Genomic DNA, 21,422 nt, shown 5'->3' with positions numbered 1-21,422 from the left:
CACCCGCACCTGCACCTGCACCCGCACCTGCACCTGCACCCACACCAGCACCTGCTCCAGCACCCGCACCTGCACCTGCACCCGCACCTGCACCTGCACCCACACCAGCACCTGCACCTGCTCCAGCACCTGCGCCAGCACCTGCACCCGCACCTGCTCCAACACCTGTACCATCAGTACCGCCTTACTATCAACCCCCTGCACCTCAACCGAAAAAAGTACCTGAACCCAGTACAACCGCAGCATTAGGATTATTTGCCTTGGGTGTTTTCAGACTCAAGAAGAAAAACAAAAAAAATATTTCCCAAAATTAAACCACACTGTTGAGTTTTAGTAGGAGAAAGCTTAAATATGGGTTTAGAAATGCTTATGCTCTTCTATACCCATTTTTGTTAGAGGTAAGAAACGCTAAACTAGAACCCACCTCAATAATTCCTGCTTTTTAACTAGCGCTTAGTAGCGAAAAAATTTGAGCGACAGAAACAATCTAAATATAATTACTGCTATTGCTAGCATTTAAACTGAAATATTATTAGCTGGTTAGGTCAGATGCAAAATAAAAATAATCTACATAATAGTTGGCTAGCTTAACCTTGGAGTTTAAATAAAGCTGCGTAAATAATTCAAGGTTTGTAGACGCTACGTGTAGCTTGCTTTCCCAAAGAGATACACTACAAATTAATCTCAATATTTTTACATTACTTAACATTACTTTTATTTATTTTTGCCTACTTACATCAGCGCCTTCTGTAGATTAGGTTATGAATGAATAAAGCAGTCACAGTCAGTGGCAAAGCTCTAAAATTAAAAAGTATTAAATCAAGTTGAGGATATCATGGCTGCAAAAGTAGAAATTTACACTTGGAGGACTTGCCCGTTTTGCATTCGTGCTAAAAGTTTGCTGAAAAACAAGGGTGTTGAATTTATCGAATACAGCATTGATGGGGATGAAGCAGCCAGAAATAAAATGGCTCAAAGAGCAAATGGACGCCGTTCTTTACCGCAAATTTTCATCAATGACGATCATATTGGTGGTTGTGATGATATCCACGCTTTAGATAGTCAAGGCAAGCTGGATGAGCTACTAACTTCTAGCAATAGCGTATAGGTTCAGAAGGTATTGCGATAGCGACAAACCACTGCAATTACACGGTAGTCGCTACAATTCTAGAAAAATAACACGCTGCCTTGTCTACAGGTTTCCTCACAAAACCAATCTGTCCACAAGACTTTACCCTCCAGATTCTACTCAGCAGTACATATGTACATCAATTGGTGAGAGCATCAAGAGATAATAATTGAATAACCATTTAATTTCTTGGTGATTGAGGTATAAAGGGTGAAACTGGCTTTTATCATTGATCCCATCCATCTACTTGACCCGTGTCATGATACTAGTGTTGCCCTAATTGAAGCAGCGCAAATCCTGGGACACGAAGTTTGGGTAACTCAAGCGAATCTGCTGAGTGTGTCGGAGGGCAAAGCTTTGGCTGTTCTACAGCGAGTTGAAGTTGTACCAGTACAGTTGGTAGAGGGACGCTGGGTAGCGGCGAATCTTTGGTATAAGTTAAGCGATTCCTTCTTAACTTCTTTAGATACAATGGACGCCGTATTTATGCGGACAGATCCACCTGTCAATGATTCTTACCTTTATGCCACCTACATTCTGGATTACATTGACCAAAATAAAACTTTGGTGATTAACAGTGCCAGCGGCATTCGAGGGGCAAATGAAAAAATGTACGCCCTCCAGTTTACCAAAGCGATTCCTGAAACGATTGTCAGTGCTGATAAGCAATTTATCCGGCAATTCGTGGAAGCAAAGGGGGCAGCAGTTCTCAAACCGTTGGGTAATAAAGCTGGCGAAGGAATTTTGTTTTTGCAATCAGGCGATCGCAATTTTAACTCTATTGTTGAACTCAGTACCCTCCAAGGTAAAGTACCAGTAATGGTACAAACCTATTTACCAGAGGCGAAAGAAGGAGATAAGCGAATTATCTTGCTCAATGGTGAACCAATTGGTGCGCTCAATCGCCTCTCTAGTGGAACTGATTTTCGCAATAATATGGCAACTGGTGGTACAGTTGCTCAAACCGAAATTACCCCAAGAGAGTATGAAATTTGTACCCAAGTAGCCGAACGCTTACGTCAAGATGGCTTAATTTTTGTGGGTATTGACGTTATCGGTGGCTACCTAACTGAAGTTAACGTCACTAGTCCTACCGGAATTCGTGAGATTGACCGTCTAGATGGTACTCGCCTTGGTCATCAGGTTATTCAATGGATTGAACAGAGACTAAAAATCCAAAAATAATTTACATTTATTTTTTTGTTTCATGTCCTAACTTTCCAGCAAACAGACTTCTTTTGGACACTTGCGTGGGCTTGTTTCCTACGCTACTTGTTTTAAGTAAATATATTTACTTGTACGGAATATGAGTTTAGTGGATCGCAAAGGGTAGATGCATTCATGTCTACGATCGCCTGTAACGCTCGTGACGCTTAATGACTCGCTAACGCTGTGCTATCGCCTTTCTTTGGGAGAAGACTGAAGACTTGCTAACACTGCGCTATCAGTGATGCATCCATAGTTGGGCAGGTATTCCTATTGTTTTGTTCTGAAAGCATAGCTGGACATGCAAGCCAGTAGACTCCTGCCCAAATTCATTCTATAAAGTAGCCTTGACAAGTTTTTTTACCAATTGGCAAAATTGGGTATGGCAAAAGATTGCTTATCCCTGCCCTTGGTAAAACCCTGGTGGCAGTAGCAGATTTTATACAGCGTTCAGCTTGACCGGAGACTGCTAAGTTAATCTAAAATCCCAAATTCCAAATCTTTTAATTCCTTGGTGTACGTCGGTTTCTCAGAAAATCAGGGATATCTAATCCAGGTTTTTCCTTTGGTTCTGGAATTGGAGTTGGGGTTGGAGTTGAACTTGGAGTTGAGGTTGGGGTATTAACTGTCGGTTGCTGTGTTGTTGGACGCTTCGAGGTATTAGGTGCTACTCGAACGTTAGCCACGCTTTGTTGTACCACAGCTTGCACTTCACCTGTAAATCCAGTGGCAATTACAGTAATTCTTACCTCACCTTGGAGCCTGTCATCAATTACAGCCCCAAAAATAATATTGGCGTTGGGATCGACTACTTCATAGATTGCTTCTGCCGCTGCATTAACTTCATGCAAAGTCAGGTCAGTACCACCTGTAATATTAAACACAACTCCTCTAGCGCCTTCAATAGAACACTCTAGTAATGGTGAAGAAATAGCTGCGATCGCAGCTTCTCTGGCTCTAGATTTTCCAGAACTAACGCCAATTCCCATCAATGCCGATCCCGCATCTGCCATAACTGCTCGGACATCAGCAAAGTCAACGTTTACCAAACCGGGGATCGTGATGATATCAGAAATACCTTGCACCCCTTGCCGCAGTACATCATCTGCATAACGAAAAGCCTCTTGCACAGGCGTTTGTTCGGGGATCACTTCCAGCAGTTTGTTGTTAGGGATAATGATCAGTGTATCTACTCTACTTTTTAGTCCTTCAATACCTTGTTCTGCTTGACTGGTGCGGCGGCGTCCCTCAAAAACAAATGGACGTGTGACTACACCAACAGTGAGGGCACCCATTTCTTTGGCCACTTCTGCCACGATTGGTGCTGCACCCGTCCCAGTACCACCCCCCATACCAGCAGTGATAAATACTAAATCTGCACCCTCTAAAGCCGTAGCAATTTCGTCCCGTGATTCCTCAGCTGCCTTTTGACCAATAGCAGGATTACCACCTGCTCCTAAACCCCTCGTTAGCTTCTGCCCAATTTGCAATCGACTTGGAGCGCCAGCTAAGGTAAGAGCTTGGGCATCAGTATTAATTGACCAAAACTCTACGCCAGAGACATCAGACTCGATCATGCGGTTAACAGCATTGCCACCACCACCACCGACACCAATCACTTTGATGTTGGCGACCCGACCAGGAACAATCTCACCAATTCGGCTATTTTCCGGAGAAATTTTTTTATTATCGTGATTTTGCCCGAAGTTCAGCCCAGAGTTATTAAAGGGATTGGTCGAGTTAACTGCCAGAGAGAACCCCGGCTGTCCCGTAGATTGGGAATTTTTATAGTTAAGTCCTTGGTTATTATCAAGTGTCATTGGATTTGTGAAAGGGTAGATAAACGACTTTTTCAGGTGTTATTCACCTAAGAGTCAACTTTAGTTTGACAATGCCACAATAATATGGCGTTGTTCTTTATTGTTTTCACTACTGCCAAGCCTAACAGAATTGGCAGTGCGAAAATTTGCTATGGGATGAGCTTTTAACACAGCCGATCGCACAGCCAATTCTAGAGAAGTATACCTATATTTATCTAAAACTGACCTGTATAACTTCAACCAGACATTAATCTCTTGATTATTCTCAGCGGCGGGCATAACTGGTAAAGACACACTACAGCGTATCTTCTCTGTCTCAATAATAATATTGTTAATAAGTTTTACCATTGGGCATAATTGCAGCTTTAGACACAAAATTTACCTTCTACTTACTTATGCTTAAGTTAAACTAAGCAAGAATTTACTTGTCAGACTATACCTGATTAATTTGTTGTTTGGGTGGTCACAATGGACACTTTGTTGAAGCAATAGTCTATCTTACAAAAACTCTCACTAGTGCGGCCAACAAATCAAGATTTCCTAAGAGATTTCGTCACCTAATAGGAATTACAGCACAGAACAGTCCAAACTTATTGCCCAGAAGCAATGCTTACGCAATTTTGGCTGGCATTTTTCGTTACAGATTGAAACTTCGGTAAACTGTCTTTGGAAGTGTCCTCAACAGACCAAAGCCAGAGCCTTTTTGCTTCTGCACTTGGATGGCGGCATAAACCGTTCCATCAGTGACTTCTGCTCACGAGTCTGAATCTGAATGAAAAGCTCAAGCAATGTTCTCTTTTTTGCACTGGGTTTAGTCAAGGAATGTATGGGCAGAAGGCGTTTTATACGCGATAGGCCATCATTAGACTGTCTGACATTTTGCACCCTACTATTAGATGTTAGGGTAACAATTGAGGGTCTGTTACTCGCAATAGAGATTTTATGATTGATTTTCTCATTTTAATTAGAAGTTAATGCCGATTTTCGGGCGATTTGCTGGAAAACTGAAAATAATAAATATATTTATCAGCATAAAGCTTCTTAATTTACTAGAAACTATCAAAATAATAAACACGCTAGATGTTTTTAGGAATTTTGGCAGTTAATTTTTGATCTTTTTGGTTCATTTGTACTAATGGAAGTTCAGGATTTTTCAGATCGATATACTCTATTTGACCAGAATTAAATTTTGTTGCTAAATGACGCATTTGGGCGAGTACCTTAAATTGTTCAGACAATTGGGGACTTGGTACACCGAGATGCACGTTTCCTAATTCTGTTTTCAAAATTAAATTTGTTGGATTTTGGCAATCAATTTCTATAACTTTCACGGGACTTTGACTCACAGCTTCATGGAGTTGAGTCCAGTAAAGGCAATATTGATTTGGCGAACCAATTACTCTGAGATTTGGTAATTTTTTAGTAGGATTCAGTGATGTATATTTTTCTAAAGGCATCCAGGCCCCACTTGCATCTAGTAAGCCGATTGTTACTTTTTTGTTGCCACGTGTTTGAGTTACCGCTACAGGTACTCGTTCTTGGATTTCAATGATTAATCCAGGAGGAAATAGGCGGCGTCTGACGATCGCTTGGGCAATAGTTGGCTGTTTTTTCAAAGAGTTAGCGATCGCTGACGGTTCAATCCGCCACAAAGACTGAGGGTAAGACAGCACCAACAATGACTGAGTTGTTTGATCTGACAGCAATTTATTGCCTGATTTCATCACTATTTGTTTGGGAGCCTTTAGCATCCACATCGGTTGGACTGCCACCCACAACAATCCACCCGCTAAACCAGTAATGGCAAAGGTTCGCCAAATAGCTTGAATAATTTTCATCTGCCGCTGCCGACGCAATTTCTGGCGACGCTGGGCTAGATGCGTGCGGGAAACTGATATTATGCCAGCCATTCACACCCCTTTTTGGTTGCAATCTAAATTCCTTAACAAGCTCGTATCATTATTAATTTCAGTAAACACTGTTGGCATCTTTTAGCCGCTCTCCTCAAGACTTTTTTTATTTTTAGTAACACTTTACAGTAACTACACAATGATTATGGCGCTAGTAATTAGTTCTATTAAAGTTTCCGGTGTCCATTTTTAACTGACTGTAGTCTTTTTGACAAGTTATTTTTGAAGATTTTTCCTTAAAGATTACAAAATATTAATTGAGATGTGTGGGATTTGGCTTTCTTGACAAATAGAATGTGAAATGATACATAAGTATTCCTGGATCTCTGTATACCTTGCTATAATTCATACCAGTTACACCCATCAGCCATCCAAACTGAGAACCATGAAAATTTGTAGTTTTTTTTACTTGCTCCCTAAACCATATAATTTTGTGGCATGTCAAACACAAGGGAGAGATTGTCAAAACTTCAATAGCAGGTGTAAAAAGGACAGATATGCTTAAGACCTGACAGGTAGAGCGTCACCAATAAAAGATGAAATCCTTGCCAGGTAAGGGTATAGGAAATAGAGTGTAGGTTCTGAAAAATCAAGAAAAGTAAAAATAAGTGCGAACATAAATAAAGTTATTCGTCACTATACCCCACACCCTACACCCCACACCCAAAAGCTTTGTAGATAATGGGTTTGCATTATCTTAGTGCCATTTGCTATTAGGATCGATTAAATCTCTACCATACTACTGACAGTAATCTGGCGACAAGTACTGTCTTTTGCAAGACACTACCACCTTGCGAGTCAATCCTCTATCTACATCCTAGATAGGGATTAATTGTATAAAGAATTCAAACTAAACTGCATCTACATAAACCTCTACATACATGAAAACGACATTAAATTTGTCACGTTTTTATAAAGCATGTAACCCTAGCTACACGCTAAATATAAGTAACGTACTAGATCGGCAGTATTACATAGATTTTGCTGATGTACGTGGTTGCAAGATTGTCGAAGAATTGCAGCGAACTATTATTCGGATTTCTCCTGATGAGCCAACCTGCCAGTTATTTACGGGTCACATTGGCTGCGGTAAGTCAACGGAATTGCAGCGCCTCAAGACAGAACTAGAATTGGCAGGATTTCATGTGGTTTATTTTGAGTCCAGTCAAGACTTAGACATGGCAGATATTGATATCAGCGATATTTTGCTGAGTGTAGCCCGTCAAGTCAGTGCCAGTTTAGAAGGGATTAGCATTAAACTCAAACCTGGTTACTTTACCAATTTGTTTAAAGAAGTAGGCGATTTTTTGCAAAGCCCTATAGAACTTTCTGGACAAGCAGAGTTGTCCTTGGGTATTGCCAAAATTACCGCCAAAACCAAAGATAGCACCCAGATGCGGAATCAACTGAGGCAATATCTGGAACCACGTACCAATAGTATTTTACAGGCGATTAACGAAGAGATTTTAGAAAAGGCTGTTGAACAGCTAAAGCTAAGGGGTCAAAAAGGACTGGTAGTGATTGTAGATAATTTGGATCGAGTGGATATGCGTCCCTTAGCATCCGGGCGATCGCAACCAGAATATCTCTTCATTGACCGAGGCGAACAGTTACGCCGACTTAAATGCCATCTAGTTTACACAATTCCTCTAACGTTAATTTTCTCCAATGAGTATGAGACACTGAAAAATCGTCTGGGGGGAGGGATTGCACCAAAAGTACTACCGATGGTATTGGTGCGGCAAAGAGATGGCAGTGACTACGAACCAGGAATGTCACTAGTGCGCCAGTTAGTTCTAGCTAGAGCTTTTCCAGAAGTTCCTTTGAATAGCAGACTTTCATTAATTACAGAATTATTCGATCGCTCCGAAACCTTGGATCGTCTATGTCGCGTTAGTGGTGGTCACATTCGTAACTTATTAGGCTTACTTTATAGCTGCCTGCAACGACAAGATCCGCCTTTTTCTAGGGACTGCTTAGAAGCCGTGATTAAGGACTACCGCGACGATTTGCTATTAGCTATTGATGAATCCCAGTGGGAATTATTGTTTGAAGTAGTACAGCAGCAGAGAGTTAAAGGTGAGTCTGACTATCAGAGCTTACTAAGAAGTATGTATCTGTTTGAATATCGAGATCCTGTAGGGCGCTGGTTTGGCATCAGTCCAGCCTTGGCAGAAACAGAAAAAGTTTTAGCTTGGCAACAAAACAAGTAAGAGTAAATTGCCATTAGTCATTGGTCATTTGTTAGTGGACTAATGACTAATGCCCCATATTCAATGCCCAATGCCCCATATCCAATGCCCAATGCCCCATATCCAATGACTAATGACAAACAGCTACGCGTCTACACCAAAGAAAATCAGCATACTTTACAAAGATTGATTAGAGCAATCGCACTTTCCGAAGGTCAATTTGCTCTGATTTTAGTTCGATGCAACTATGGGCGATTACGCGAGCAAATGTTAGAGAATATTCGCTCGAACACTAAAGAAATTTATATCAGAGAAATCGTTCTCAATCCATCAACTACTTCTTTACACAGCACAATAATTTCAGAACTATCTTTAGATAATCCTGCCGTCCTTACAGACTCTTTACCGTCTGCTGTAATGATTTTCGGTATTGAATCAACTACCGACCTAGAAAACTTACTTACAGGTATCAACCAAGCACGAGATATCTATGCTGCTACTTTTCCATTTCCAGTCGTGTTGTGGCTACAGGATGAAGTAGCATCATTGCTTTCAAGATTAGCGCCTGATTTCAAAAGCTGGGCTGCAACCACTATCAAATTTGAAATGGCCAAAGCAGATTTAATTGCTTTGATATCTCAAGAGGAAGAATCTTTATTTGAAAAAGTTTTAGAAGCAGGTGCTGAAACGTTTTTATCTAATGCCTTCCTAGATTTAGATCCTAAGTCGCAACACCGCCACGAAATAGAATCAGCACGTAATGATTTACTACGCCTATATAACGTTAAATTAACACCAGGATTAGAAGCTAGTTTAGAATTTGTGTTGGGGCGAGATAAATACGCCAACGATCAAATTAATGGTGCTTTAGCCAATTATCAAAGAAGCCTAGCATTATGGCAGCAGGAAGCGAGGAGAATAGCAGAGTGGGAGAGTAATTCTTCTTTGCCCCTCTCATATCCTCAACCTATGCCCCCCTCATCTTTACTCAAGCAAGCAATAGTACTATTCCACTTGGGGCTTTGTTATCACCGAATGGCAGACTTATACCAGAATACTAGTAGCTATTGCGAACATGCCCTGTCGTGGTTTAAACAATGCTTGGAGCTATTGGAGGAGGTAGAAAGAGAAGACTTAGTTGCTAAATTCATTTTGCCTGCTTGTGAAATGCTGCAACGCTTACAAGCTTGGGATGACTTAAAAGAATTAGCTCAAAAGTCATTAAACCTACATAAAACTTATGGAACTCCCGCACAAGTTGCTCAAAATTATGGATTTTTGGCAAATGTGGCGGCTTCGGAATCGAATTGGGTACTGGCTCATGAATTAGCAAATACAGCACTTTCTATTTCCGAAGAAGTAACACAAGTCTCTCTGCGAGACGCTTTGCGAAGACGACGACAAGAAAGTTGGTATCTTCTGTTGCTAGCACGCACACAACGGCATTTGGGTGAGTCGGAAGAAGCTATCAATAACTTGGAATGGGCAAGGGTAGTTTGTGAGCTACAACATCAGCCATTACTATACTTAGAGATTTTAGAGGAACTGCGATCGCTTTACTTTTTTGAGTGTCATAACTATACAGAAGCCTTTAAGCTGAAGCAAGAAAAAATAAAAATAGAACATCAGTATGGCTTTCGTGCCTTTATCGGAGCAAGTCAATTACAACCACAACGCCCCAGAATTAACCCAGTACTAGAACCTCACAAAATACCGTTTATTCCTGAAGAAATTGCTCAAGAAATATCTGCTTCTGGACGGCAACAAGATGTCAATCGCTTAATTGAAAGAATTGCCCGCGCTGACTACAAACTCACAGTTATTTATGGGCCATCTGGTGTAGGTAAAAGTTCAATTCTCAAAGCTGGTTTAGTCCCAGCACTCAAGGGAAAAGTTATCGGTGAACGCATTCCTATACCGATTGTTTTGTCTGTTTATACTGATTGGATAACAATCTTGAGCAGCAGTATCAACCAAGCATTAGCATACACCGGAATATCAGTTAATATTGACTCTACACCTACCATAATACTAGAAAGAATTCGGCTAGCATCTGAACGTAATTATACAATAGTTATCATATTAGACCAGTTTGAAGAATTTTTCTTTGTTAATAATCCTCCTACACAAAGAATAGAATTCTATAAATTTTTTAGTGAATGTTTAAATATTTCTTACGTAAAAATTATTCTTTCATTACGAGAAGATTATTTACATCATTTGTTAGAGTTTGAACGTTTGAGTCAGAAAAATAGTACTGGCTTATATGATTTAGGAGTAATTAATAAAAATATTCTTGATAAGGATATTCGTTACTATTTAGGAAAATTCTCTAGCCGAGATGCCAAAGCCATAATTCACAGCCTTACTCAACGTTCACATTATGAACTAAGTGAAGAATTGATTAACCGATTAGTCCAGGATTTGACAGGAGAACTAGACGAAGTACATCCAATTGAATTACAAATAGTCGGCGCTCAACTACAAATAGAAAACATTACGACACTTGCAGAATATAAGCTTTGTGGTGGCTCGGCAAAATTAGTGGAACGCTGGTTAGGGGAAGTTATCAAAGACTGCGGTCAAGAGAACGAAGATTTAAGTTGGAAATTATTATTTGAATTAACAGATGAAAAGGGGACGCGACCTTTAAAAACTAAAGCTGATTTAGCAGCTGCATTAGTTAATAATTATGATATAGATACGATATCAAGCTTTGACAAAGTTGGAGAACTGATTTTAGAAATATTGGTGGGTTCAGGCTTGGTATTGCGAGTCAGAGAAGAGTTAGGCGATCGCTACCAGTTGGTTCACGATTATTTAGTTGAACCAATTCGCCAAAAGAACAACTATGGTATGCTCGCTGAATTAGAAAAAATCAAACTTGAAAAAACTAGAGCCGAAGCAGCCCAACAACTTAGTCAAAAGCAACTAAATTTGGTATTGCAACGACGACTGCGGGAAGCACGGATAGCAGGTGCAATCCTAGCAATTATGGGAGGAACAATAGCAGCGTTATGGTGGCAAGCCGACTTACAAAAAAGAGCAGCAATCCGCCAAACTCTACGAGCTGAACGTAGTGAAACCAACTTGAAAATTAGTGGAATCGCTGCTGCTAGCGAAGCTTTATTTGCTTCTAATAAAGAATTTGATGCCCTATTAGAAAGTTTACGGGCTTGGAGAGGACTTAAACAAGCAGATGGAGTTCAGCCAGATACCCGAATGCGGGTGGTAACAGCACTGCAACAGGCAGTTTACGGGGTAACTGAAGTTAACCGCTTGGAAGGGCACACTGATATCGTCTGGGGAGTGACTTTTAGCCCAGATGGTCAATTGCTAGCATCAGGTAGTCGAGATCAAACAGTGAAACTTTGGCATCTTGACGGTACTTTACTCCAAACCCTCAAAGGTCACACTGATGCTGTTACTTGTATAAGTTTTAGTCCTGATGGTCAAACCCTAGCTTCCGCTAGCCTTGACAAAACAGTGAAAATCTGGCATAAAAACTCGGTTACAGGTAAATTTGACCCCAAACCATATAAAACCCTGAGAGGACATCAAGATTGGGTTTATAGCGTTAATTTTAGTCCTGATGGCGAGTTGTTAGCTACTAGCAGCAAAGATAAAACCATAAAACTCTGGCGCAAAGACGGTAGCTTAGTAAGAATACTGAGAGGACATCAAGGGTGGGTTAACTGGGTAAACTTCAGTCCTGATGGTCAACTTATCACCTCGGCCAGCGACGACAAAACAGTGAAAATCTGGCGACGGGACGGTAGCCTCGTTACGACTTTGCAGGGACATAAGCAAGGCGTGATTGTATCTATTTTCAGCCCAGACGGTAAATTTCTGGCGTCAGCAGGTCGAGATCAGACAGTGAAACTTTGGCGGCGGGAGAGTAACAAAAACAAAGACGGTTTTGACTTTTTTCCTTACAAAACTTTACGGCAGCATAGCGGTACAGTATGGAGTTTGAGCTTTAGTTCGGATAGTAAAAAGTTAGCTTCTGCAGGTGAAGACAATACCATAAACCTCTGGAGTATAACTGGTACTTTACTAAAAACCTTCAAAGGACACAGCGATGCTGTCGTTAGCATTGCTTTCAGTCCAAAAAACAAATTGCTAGCTTCAGGAAGTTTCGACAAAAGCGTGAAACTATGGAGTTTAGATGCTCCAAGACCGTATATTCTTCAAGGGCATCGAGATCGAGTTTTAAGCGTTGCTTGGAGTCCCGACGGTCAGATGCTAGCTTCTGGTAGTAGCGATCGCACTGTCAAACTTTGGCAACGATACACCAACAGCGGCGAGGTCAAAACTCGACTTTACAAAACTTTGGTGGGGCACACAAATAAAGTTCCTAGTGTCAGTTTTGACCCAAAAGGTCAAATGCTGGCTTCCGGAAGTTATGACAGAACTGTGAAACTTTGGCGACTTGACGGTACTTTAATCATGACTCTCTACGGACATAGCGATAGTGTCATGAGCGTCAATTTCAGCCCTGATGGTCAGTTTTTAGCATCAGCTAGCAAAGATAAAACAGTGAAACTTTGGAACCGTCAGGGCAAGTTACTCAAAACCTTGGTGGGACATCAAGGTTGGGTAAATAGCGTAAATTTCAGCCCTGATGGTCAGGTTTTAGCCTCTGCCAGTGACGATCAAACTGTGAAACTTTGGCGGCAGGATGGTACTTTGCTCAAAACTTTCTCGCCCCATGATAGCTGGGTATTGGGTGTCAGCTTTAGTCCCACTGACGAGTTGCTGGCTTCTGCTAGCTGGGATAACACTGTGAAACTGTGGCGACGAGATGGGACATTGTTAAAAACTTTATTAAAAGGGTACAGTGATAGCGTCAATGCCGTGACTTTTAGCCCCAATGGTGAATTACTCGCCGCTGCCAGTTGGGACAGTACAGTCAAACTCTGGAGCCATGATGGCAAATTAATTAAAAGTCTCAATGGGCATAGCGCTCCAGTATTAAGTGTTAGTTTTAGTCCAGATGGTCAAACACTAGCATCAGCTAGTGATGACAACACGATAATTCTGTGGAATTTACATCTTGACGATCTGCTTGTTCGTGGTTGCGGTTGGGTGGGTGATTACCTTAAGCACAACCGCAATCTTGAAGAGCGCGATCGCCTTCTTTGCGATGGGATAATCCGTACAAACCGTTTTTAATTACAAATTATGAATTAGGTTGAAGCCTCAATGAGCAACCGCTTTTAGTTTAGCGGTTGATGAGGCGATCGGAGTTATTAATTCAAAGCTAGAAATAAATTTCGAGCTAATCAGCTAAAAGAGCGATCGCTCTCCAAAACTTCATGGCTATTTTCTTCGGGAGCCTCTTGTGGCAAATTCATTAAAAAGGCTTGTAGCCTCATGCGCTCAATGTAGGGCCAGCCTCCCTCAGACTCAATATCTTTCAGCAGTGAGTAAAGTTGGCGGCGGTTAACAGGCAAACTCTCTTGAAAAATCCCATCCCGGATCTCTCGGTGTAACTGCTCTAATTGCCGCAGCAAAGCCAAAAGAGCTACAGTATCGCCTTCATAACCTGTAGCGGCATCATACACCACAGTTGCAATCGCTTGCAGTTTACCAGACAACTTCTCTGATTCAATATTTTTGCGATCGTTCATGCCACCTTTTCCGTATAAATGAGGTCAACTCAAATTTACCGGAGATTTTTAATTTTCCCTAGTTTGTCAGTTGTCTCCATGTTACCGCATCTCCTGAGTTGCCCTAATTAGGGGTGAATATAACTAGATTTGTATCTTTATCAAAAGCAATTGCGATCGCTCCAAAAAGAGCGTAGTAACCTTTAGCATAGGCTTTACAGAAGCTAGATGCGATCGAGACGAGACTTTCTTGGATTTTGAGAACTTTGATTTTGAGTTAAAAAAAATCGTATGATCTGGCTGATTTACCCATCCAACAATGGGCTGTATGTAGTGGCGTCACATACATGATACAAAAAGACTTGGGCGACGACGCTTTTGCAATAAGCAAGAGCAAAGTGCGAAGCAGACACCCCTGTTTGCACTTTTCAAGGCACAAGCATTTATGCTTCTCTGTGTGAGGCTTACTCATACACTCGCCCAACTCCAAACAAATGCCACCAACAGTAAAACTGCTGGTTTTTTGCTCCCCTAGTAACACACATCCAAAATGGATGCAGTGTTCTACTTAGTCTGGGGTTTACACTCCAAGCTCAAGAGAGCGACACGTTTAACTACGTTTAGCAGAGAAAAGTTTGAGCAGCGTCTGACAACTAGACACCCGAACACTTGCTTCAACTCTCTTAATCAGAGCAAAGCTGTGTCCGAACAAAGGTAGCTTTTTGCAGAGTAGCGGCTTCTCATCAGAGATCAAAGCTTCGATGCAGTTTTACAACTTAGATATTAATTTTTGAGATTGAGGTTGACCATGAGGTATCGCGCTTTAATTGTTGCATTCTTGGCTTTGTGCCTGGGGCTAATAACCGCTTGTAGTGATGCTCCTACTACCAGTAGTGGTAGAGATGTACTCACTTACGATCAAATTCGCGGCACTGGCTTGGCTAACAAATGCCCCCAACTAGGAGAAACACGCCGTGGCTCCATTCCCATTGATTCTAGCCAGTCTTATACCATCAAAGAACTTTGCTTGGAACCAACTAGCTTCTTCATCAAAGAAGAACCTGCTAATAAACGCCAAGAAGCAGAATTTGTTGCCGGCAAATTGTTGACCAGATACACTTCCACTATTGACCAGGTGCAAGGTAATCTAAAAGTTAACGCAGATAATAGCCTGACCTTTACGGAAACTGATGGTCTTGACTTCCAAGCCATCACTGTGCAACTTCCTGGTGGTGAGCGAGTACCTTTCCTCTTCACCATCAAAAATTTGGTTGCTCAAAGCCAACCCAGCTTGACCAGTATTAACACCTCTACGGACTTTGAAGGCAGCTTTAAAGTCCCTTCCTATCGTGGTGCTGCCTTCCTAGATCCTAAAGGTCGTGGTGTCGTCAGTGGCTACGATAATGCTGTTGCTCTCCCCGCCCAAGCAGATGATGAACAACTTACCCGCACTAACGTCAAGCGTGCTGAAAATCTCAATGGCAAGATTTCTCTGCAAATCGCTAAAATAGACGGTTCTAGCGGTGAAATTGCTGGCACTTTCGAGAGCGAACAGCCATCTGATACAGATTTAGGTGCTGGCGAACCTAAAGAAGTCAAGATTCGCGGTCTATTTTATGGACGGGTTGAATCGATTCGTGGCTAAATCCTTGAAAGTAAGGTAACTGACTGGCACTCAAAACGACAATTCTGTAACTATTCAGACTTGATCGCAAAAGTTAAACTATCCACCCTCTTGAAAAAAGAGGGTAGATAGATTTTTAAAAAAATGGGGATAAAGGTAAATCTGAGTAAAATTATGGGCAAAATAGCCCTGGCAATTGAAAAAATTTTTATTCCTCAGTCTTATGGGTCACTTGATTTATCCCTTTAACCTTTTTCCTTTCATTAAAACACTATAGACTTAAGTACAAAAAAGGGTGAGATGCCCTTTTTTTATTGGCTTGCGTAAATATACATAATTTTTTTTAAATTATTAGTAATTTTTAATTATTGGATAAATTTTAGTGGAATGAGCACGTAATTTTACTGTGAATCCAACTTTTGCTTGTGAAATAAAAGCTGGACTACTGTTGTTTCGTTTATCTAAATTAACTTCATGATTAATTAACTCAAGTTAAGTACAATCTCGGTTTGATATTTAGTGATTAATTTTATATTTTATTTCTATGTGGTTCTAAAAAAGCTACAAGTCATATCAAAGATAAATAACCAACTAAATAATGATTTCGCCCATTTAAATTTTGCTCGATTGTCAAGTAACCTATGGAATTTTAATAGAAAGTCTTTATTATCTACCATAGTATTTGCTAGGAAATATATCGCAATATTTCATTTGATATCGTGCGATCGCAGCTGAATTTAAAAAGCGAATAATAATTGATTCTTTATTTGCTCAATAAACCCGGTGCTATGCCTACCACAGTCACCAATGAACTAAAGCACGAAATTTGGCAGTTGTTGCGAGAATATCAGCAATCTCCGTCAGAAAACATCCGCAATCAACTGGTAAAACTCAATTTTGGACTTGTGAGAAAAGAAGCTCACTATTGGACAAATCAATGTCATGAAACCTACGATGATTTGCTCCAGGTTGGATGTTTGGGTTTAATCAGAGCTATTGAAAGATTTGAAATTTCTAAGGGACATGCCTTCAGTTCCTACGCTCTTCCCTATATTCGGGGTGAAATTCAACACTATCTCCGAGATAAAGGTGTCACCGTGCGAATTCCTCGGAAATGGTTAGCGCTCCAACAGCAAGCAATAGGAGTATCACGTTCTTGGCGTGAAAAACACAATCGGCAACCAACCGACTCGGAATTAGCAGCAGCACTGGAAATTTCTCCAAACGAATGGCAAGAAATTAAATTAGCATGGGTCAATCGCGCTCCCTTGAGTCTTGATGTGCCAATCCAAGATGGAGAAGAAGGTTCTACCTGCTTAGGAGAATTGGTTCCAGATCCTCACTATCGCAGCTTTCAACTGGCACAAGAAGACCAACTTCGCTTACAACAAGCGTTGGTTCAGCTAGAAAAACGCACCCGCGATGTGTTGGAATGTGTGTTTTTGCAAGATTTGACCCAAAAACAAGTTGCAGAACATCTGGGCATCAGTGTAGTAACGGTTTCCCGTCGAGTCAAGAAAGGACTGGATTTGATGAAAGAGCTTATGGGTGTGACAGAAGATTGACTGCAAAAAACAAACCGCAGTTATACTGGGTATGCAGTGCTAAAAATAACCCTTGAAATGTAAAAAATTAGGTTATAAAGGGAACATACTTTGCCTTTGATCCAAATTTTAGGCATTGTTTATTTTCACTTTTCAATTTTCCAATGGCTTTTGAGAAAGGCTCATGGGCATAACTTCAAAAATTACAATTGCAGCTATTCTAACTTTGGCGCTCGCCGGATGTGCTTCTGAAGATACACCACAAGCCATCAATCCTGTGCCAGTTCCCAAAATAGCAAAAAAGTCGCCACCAGCGGCTCAATCCTTTAAGAATCCAGTGATACCGGCTAAACAGGTCTCACAAGTTAATCTTGCATCTGTTAACTTGATTCAATCCACGAATGCTACAGAGCGGACACGGGAACTTGTGGTATCAAAAGCTCGAAGCGATCCTTTTGCACAACTTTTCGGGCAGACTATTCCCGGAATGGCTAAAACATCTGGAAGACCAGTTCCCGTGGTGCCTAAGCTACCTACTGCATCACTAGCAGTACGAAAACTTCCAACACGCAGAATCGCTTTAAATCCAAAGAAAAACAACGTTTCTTCTGTACCAAAAAAAGTCAATCCTACTTTGACTTCAGTTGTACCAAAAAAAGTCAATCCTACTTTGACTTCAGTGTTGCCTAAAGTTTTGCCTCAAGTTGTTCCCAACCCCACTTTAGTCTCTGTATTACCACCACCAGCACAGCCTGAGTTAGCAAGGGCAGTAGTTGTGACTGGTGTAGTTCTAATTAGTAAAGAACCACAAGCAATTATCAAAGTACCGGATGAGCCGACAAGTCGGTATGTACAAGCGGGACAGCGATTAGCAAATGGTGTACTGATTAAACGTATTGAAATGAATCAGGGCTACAACCCCATCGTGATTTTGGAACAATATGGTATTGAAGTTGCCAAAATGGTAGGGGAAGGGACTGTCAAATCAACGTCGTCAGCTGCATCTGCTAGCGGCAATGCAATTTCAGTGACAACGCCCCCCCAAAATACGTTTAATGTGGGAGCTTCATAAAGATGGAGACTAAGGAAATTGAATTCGCTGGTTTGCCTTTAGCTGTTTATAGAGAAATAGCAGCTCATTTACGTCAAGTCGAAGGGGTGGAAGTGGATTTAATTCCCCAGTCATCCCAACAGTTTGATTACAATCAAAGTCAAATTGCTGGCTTGAGCCTCTCGTGGACAGCAAACTCTAGCTTAGAAAGTCGGCAACGAGTTAACCAGATTTTGGCTTACTATCAAAATCGCTATATGAATTCTATTTGATTTTTTGATTTGTGAGAATTGCAACCCGCGGAACCCCGACTTCTTTAATAAGTCGGGGTTCTTGTTGTTCATGAATCATGCTACAGAGCAGCGATGTCTCCGACGGGCTACGCCTACGCACTAAGCATTATTTAACATAGGTTCATAAACAATACTGTCTAACGACCTCACAACACCCAGCAAGGTGAGGATTTCAAAAAGCAACGTTATGATAATTAATGCATTAATCGAGCTTGGGTCTAATAATAAATTAAGTTGGCACAAATAAACCTCAATAGTACGGAGACGATTAATTGCCTCTGTACAGCAGTCAAAAACCATTGCTCTTGACTGTATATTTAGGGGCTGCGCCTAACCAAAATCAGCCGTTGTACAAATTTCCATAAGGATAATTCAAGTGACTAGGACTAATTCAGACTTTCTTTCTTCCAGCGATCCGGCGATCGCAGGGTTAATCAACGACGAACTACAGCGTCAGCAAGATCACTTGGAATTGATTGCTAGTGAAAACTTTACGTCTGCTGCTGTACTGGCGGCTCAAGGTTCGGTACTGACAAATAAATATGCTGAGGGTTTACCTGGTAAACGCTACTATGGCGGTTGTGAGTTTATCGACAAAATTGAGCAACTAGCGATCGACCGTGCTAAACAGATATTTGGGGCTGCTCATGCCAATGTCCAACCCCATTCTGGCGCACAAGCCAATTTTGCAGTATTTCTATCGCTGCTGGAACCAGGGGACAAAATTATGGGGATGGATTTGTCTCATGGGGGACATCTTACCCACGGTTCTCCTGTAAATTTTTCAGGTAAGTGGTTCCAAGTTAGCCACTACGGTGTCAGTCAACAAACAGAACAACTTGACTACGATCAAATTCGCGAGCTGGCGCTGAGGGAGCGTCCTAAGCTCTTGATTTGTGGTTATTCGGCTTATCCACGTGTAATTGACTTTGAAAAATTCCGTAGTATTGCTGATGAAATCGGCGCTTACTTACTCGCTGATATTGCTCACATTGCTGGTTTAGTTGCCACTGGTCTTCATCCCGACCCCATTCCTCACTGTCACGTGGTAACAACAACTACCCATAAGACTCTACGCGGCCCTAGAGGGGGTTTAATCTTGACTAGCGACGCAGAACTAGGTAAAAAGCTAGATAAATCTGTTTTTCCTGGCAGCCAAGGCGGGCCATTGGAACACGTGATTGCTGCCAAGGCAGTAGCTTTTGGAGAAGCCCTCAAACCTGAGTTTAAAACCTATTCTGCACAAGTGATTGAAAATGCTCGTGCTTTGGCCGAACAACTGCAAAACCGTGGTTTAAAGTTAGTATCTAACGGCACTGACAATCATTTAATTTTGGTAGATTTACGCTCTGTAAGTCTAACTGGTAAGCAGGCAGATCGGCTAGTCAGTAACGTGAATATTACTGCTAATAAGAATACTATTCCCTTTGATCCGCAGTCGCCATTTGTTACTAGCGGTCTGAGGTTAGGTTCGCCAGCAATGACCACGCGGGGCTTAGGAGTAGCAGAATTTACCGAGATTGCCAATATTATTAGCGATCGCTTACTTTCTCCAGACTCCGACGTAGTAACCCAAGATTGTCGTCAACGGGTAGCGGCATTGTGCGATCGCTTCCCCTTATATCCTCATCTGGAAATTCCTGTACCAGCATTAGCCTGAGATGATAGTTAGGAGTTAAGAGTTAAGAGTGATGAGTTTTAAGTTTTGAACTTTTAACTCTAACTCCTAACTCCAAACTCCTAACTCCTAATTCCAAACTCCTAACTATTCCTTCCAATGAGTGCAGAAATTATTTGTGTTGGTACTGAACTATTGCTAGGAGATATCCTCAACGGCAATGCTCAATTTTTGGCGCAACAATTAGCGCAACTAGGTATTCCCCACTACTATCAAACAGTGGTTGGGGATAATCCAGAACGGTTGAAGCAAGTTATAGAAATTGCTATTTCCAGAGCGCAAATTCTCATTTTCACTGGTGGACTTGGCCCCACACCAGACGATCTCACCTGTGAAACCATCGCCGATTTTTTTAAAGTCCCTTTGGTAGAACGTTCTGACATTATTGAAGACATAACGCAGAAATTTGCCCAACGTGGTCGGGTTATGTCACCAAGTAACCGCAAGCAGGCTTTGATTCCCCAAGGTGCAGAAATTCTCCCCAACCCTACTGGAACAGCACCCGGTATCATTTGGCAACCTCGTCCTGAAATCACGATTTTTACCTTTCCCGGTGTTCCCAGTGAAATGCATGTGATGTGGGAAGAAACAGCTGTGCCATTTCTCAAAAGTCAAGGTTGGGGTAAAGAAATTATTTACAGTCGGAGTTTAAAGTTTTGGGGTATTGGTGAATCTGCTTTAGCGGAAAAGGTTGCTTCGTATTTAAAGTTGCCAAATCCCACAGTCGCCCCTTATGCAGGTAAAGGGGAAGTTAGATTGCGAGTTTCTGCAAAAGCAAATTCAGAAGCAGCCTCAGAAGCCCTAATTGCGCCCATTGAAAAACAACTTAAAGAAATTGCCGGACTGGATTTTTATGGCGTTAATAATGATACTCTCGCTTCTGTAGTTGGTCAGTTGTTACGGGCATCAAAAGAAACGCTTTCAGTGGCAGAATCTTGTACTGGTGGCGGTTTAGGGCAAATGTTGACTGAAATTTCTGGGAGTTCTGATTACTTTTGGGGTGGAGTAATTTCTTATGACAATTCTGTGAAGGTTAGGCTGTTAGGGGTTAATCAGGAAGATTTAGATAAATTTGGAGCGGTAAGTGCTACTGTTGCGGAGCAAATGGCTGTTGGAGTCAAAACCCGCCTTGCAACAACTTGGGGACTGAGTATTACTGGAATTGCTGGCCCAACCGGAGGGACAGATACAAAGCCAGTGGGTTTAGTTTACATTGGTTTAGCCGGGCCAAACGATGAAGTGACAAGTTTTGAGTATCAGTTTGGTACTGTGCGAGGTCGAGCTTTAATTCGTCATGTGAGTGCAAATGCAGCGTTGGATAATTTGCGCCGGAAGTTGTTGACGAGGTAGCAGATATATTATG

The 21,422-nt window shown here is 41.5% G+C and carries 15 protein-coding genes; 11 read left to right on the top strand and 4 right to left on the bottom strand.

Translation table 11 applies throughout. The features are described 5' to 3' along the window. The 3 genes from RM049_RS17570 to gshB form a co-directional block, all read left to right on the top strand. Positions 1 to 314, top strand: a 314-nt coding sequence (locus RM049_RS17570) for a PEP-CTERM sorting domain-containing protein (protein ID WP_322705075.1), incomplete at its 5' end; no start/stop codon positions are given. A 521-nt stretch (positions 315 to 835) separates the two neighbouring features. Continuing rightward, a complete protein-coding gene (gene grxC / locus RM049_RS17565) occupies positions 836 to 1,108 on the top strand; it encodes a glutaredoxin 3 (protein ID WP_190893995.1) in 273 nt (90 codons plus the stop codon). A gap of 231 nt (positions 1,109 to 1,339) precedes the next feature. Next, complete coding sequence (gene gshB, locus RM049_RS17560) at positions 1,340 to 2,314, top strand: glutathione synthase (protein WP_322705074.1); 975 nt, start codon at positions 1,340 to 1,342, stop codon at positions 2,312 to 2,314. Between the two features lie 524 nt (positions 2,315 to 2,838). On the opposite strand, the gene ftsZ is transcribed toward gshB, so the two are convergent. From ftsZ to RM049_RS17545, 3 genes are all read right to left on the bottom strand, one after another. Further along, positions 2,839 to 4,155: a cell division protein FtsZ gene (gene ftsZ / locus RM049_RS17555; protein WP_322705073.1), complete on the bottom strand. Its 1,317-nt coding sequence runs from the start codon at positions 4,153 to 4,155 to the stop codon at positions 2,839 to 2,841. 60 nt (positions 4,156 to 4,215) lie between these two features. After that, entirely contained in the window at positions 4,216 to 4,503 is a 288-nt protein-coding gene (locus RM049_RS17550) for a hypothetical protein (protein ID WP_322682504.1), read from the bottom strand. A 728-nt stretch (positions 4,504 to 5,231) separates the two neighbouring features. Then, the gene (locus RM049_RS17545) at positions 5,232 to 6,065 is read right to left on the bottom strand and encodes a cell division protein FtsQ/DivIB (RefSeq protein ID WP_322674398.1); all 834 of its coding nucleotides are present in this window, start codon (positions 6,063 to 6,065) and stop codon (positions 5,232 to 5,234) included. A gap of 881 nt (positions 6,066 to 6,946) precedes the next feature. Here RM049_RS17545 and RM049_RS17540 point away from each other — a divergent pair. Together RM049_RS17540 and RM049_RS17535 are read left to right on the top strand one after the other, a co-directional pair. Next, positions 6,947 to 8,278: a P-loop NTPase fold protein gene (locus RM049_RS17540; protein WP_322690499.1), complete on the top strand. Its 1,332-nt coding sequence runs from the start codon at positions 6,947 to 6,949 to the stop codon at positions 8,276 to 8,278. 105 nt (positions 8,279 to 8,383) lie between these two features. Further along, positions 8,384 to 13,432 (top strand): hypothetical protein, encoded by a 5,049-nt coding sequence (locus RM049_RS17535; protein ID WP_322705103.1) that lies wholly within the window; start codon positions 8,384 to 8,386, stop codon positions 13,430 to 13,432. Positions 13,433 to 13,542: 110 nt separating this feature from the next. Here the strand turns inward: RM049_RS17535 and RM049_RS17530 are convergent, their stop codons facing one another. Beyond that, on the bottom strand, positions 13,543 to 13,890 hold the full coding sequence (locus RM049_RS17530) for a hypothetical protein (protein ID WP_322705072.1): 348 nt from the start codon (positions 13,888 to 13,890) through the stop codon (positions 13,543 to 13,545). Between the two features lie 787 nt (positions 13,891 to 14,677). Between RM049_RS17530 and RM049_RS17525 the strand changes: the two genes are divergently transcribed. From RM049_RS17525 to RM049_RS17500, 6 genes are all read left to right on the top strand, one after another. After that, entirely contained in the window at positions 14,678 to 15,514 is an 837-nt protein-coding gene (locus tag RM049_RS17525) for a photosystem II manganese-stabilizing polypeptide (RefSeq protein WP_322674402.1), read from the top strand. Between the two features lie 767 nt (positions 15,515 to 16,281). Then, the gene (locus tag RM049_RS17520; RefSeq protein WP_322674403.1) at positions 16,282 to 17,058 is read left to right on the top strand and encodes an RNA polymerase sigma factor SigF; all 777 of its coding nucleotides are present in this window, start codon (positions 16,282 to 16,284) and stop codon (positions 17,056 to 17,058) included. A gap of 163 nt (positions 17,059 to 17,221) precedes the next feature. Then, positions 17,222 to 18,109 carry a hypothetical protein gene (locus RM049_RS17515; RefSeq protein ID WP_322690502.1) on the top strand — a complete coding sequence of 296 codons (888 nt, stop codon included), beginning with the start codon at positions 17,222 to 17,224 and terminating at the stop codon, positions 18,107 to 18,109. A 2-nt stretch (positions 18,110 to 18,111) separates the two neighbouring features. After that, positions 18,112 to 18,360: a hypothetical protein gene (locus RM049_RS17510; RefSeq protein ID WP_322682509.1), complete on the top strand. Its 249-nt coding sequence runs from the start codon at positions 18,112 to 18,114 to the stop codon at positions 18,358 to 18,360. A gap of 397 nt (positions 18,361 to 18,757) precedes the next feature. Beyond that, the gene (gene glyA / locus RM049_RS17505; protein ID WP_322682510.1) at positions 18,758 to 20,041 is read left to right on the top strand and encodes a serine hydroxymethyltransferase; all 1,284 of its coding nucleotides are present in this window, start codon (positions 18,758 to 18,760) and stop codon (positions 20,039 to 20,041) included. Between the two features lie 117 nt (positions 20,042 to 20,158). Continuing rightward, entirely contained in the window at positions 20,159 to 21,409 is a 1,251-nt protein-coding gene (locus RM049_RS17500) for a competence/damage-inducible protein A (protein WP_322705071.1), read from the top strand. Positions 21,410 to 21,422 lie beyond the last annotated feature (13 nt).

It is taken from the genome of Nostoc sp. DedQUE04, from assembly GCF_034530995.1.
Classification (GTDB): domain Bacteria; phylum Cyanobacteriota; class Cyanobacteriia; order Cyanobacteriales; family Nostocaceae; genus Nostoc.
This window is presented reverse-complemented; position numbering and strand designations above follow the sequence as displayed.

What these genes read in the sequence shown, in the direction of transcription:
- RM049_RS17520 (WP_322674403.1), top strand. Translation starts at nt 16,282, where the DNA reads ATGCCTACCACAGTCACCAATGAACTAAAGCACGAAATTTGGCAGTTG.
- RM049_RS17550 (WP_322682504.1), bottom strand. Translation starts at nt 4,503, where the DNA reads ATGGTAAAACTTATTAACAATATTATTATTGAGACAGAGAAGATACGC.
- RM049_RS17530 (WP_322705072.1), bottom strand. Translation starts at nt 13,890, where the DNA reads ATGAACGATCGCAAAAATATTGAATCAGAGAAGTTGTCTGGTAAACTG.
- RM049_RS17545 (WP_322674398.1), bottom strand. Translation starts at nt 6,065, where the DNA reads ATGGCTGGCATAATATCAGTTTCCCGCACGCATCTAGCCCAGCGTCGC.
- RM049_RS17510 (WP_322682509.1), top strand. Translation starts at nt 18,112, where the DNA reads ATGGAGACTAAGGAAATTGAATTCGCTGGTTTGCCTTTAGCTGTTTAT.
- RM049_RS17525 (WP_322674402.1), top strand. Translation starts at nt 14,678, where the DNA reads ATGAGGTATCGCGCTTTAATTGTTGCATTCTTGGCTTTGTGCCTGGGG.
- ftsZ (WP_322705073.1), bottom strand. Translation starts at nt 4,155, where the DNA reads ATGACACTTGATAATAACCAAGGACTTAACTATAAAAATTCCCAATCT.
- grxC (WP_190893995.1), top strand. Translation starts at nt 836, where the DNA reads ATGGCTGCAAAAGTAGAAATTTACACTTGGAGGACTTGCCCGTTTTGC.
- RM049_RS17500 (WP_322705071.1), top strand. Translation starts at nt 20,159, where the DNA reads ATGAGTGCAGAAATTATTTGTGTTGGTACTGAACTATTGCTAGGAGAT.
- RM049_RS17540 (WP_322690499.1), top strand. Translation starts at nt 6,947, where the DNA reads ATGAAAACGACATTAAATTTGTCACGTTTTTATAAAGCATGTAACCCT.
- RM049_RS17515 (WP_322690502.1), top strand. Translation starts at nt 17,222, where the DNA reads ATGGGCATAACTTCAAAAATTACAATTGCAGCTATTCTAACTTTGGCG.
- RM049_RS17535 (WP_322705103.1), top strand. Translation starts at nt 8,384, where the DNA reads ATGACTAATGACAAACAGCTACGCGTCTACACCAAAGAAAATCAGCAT.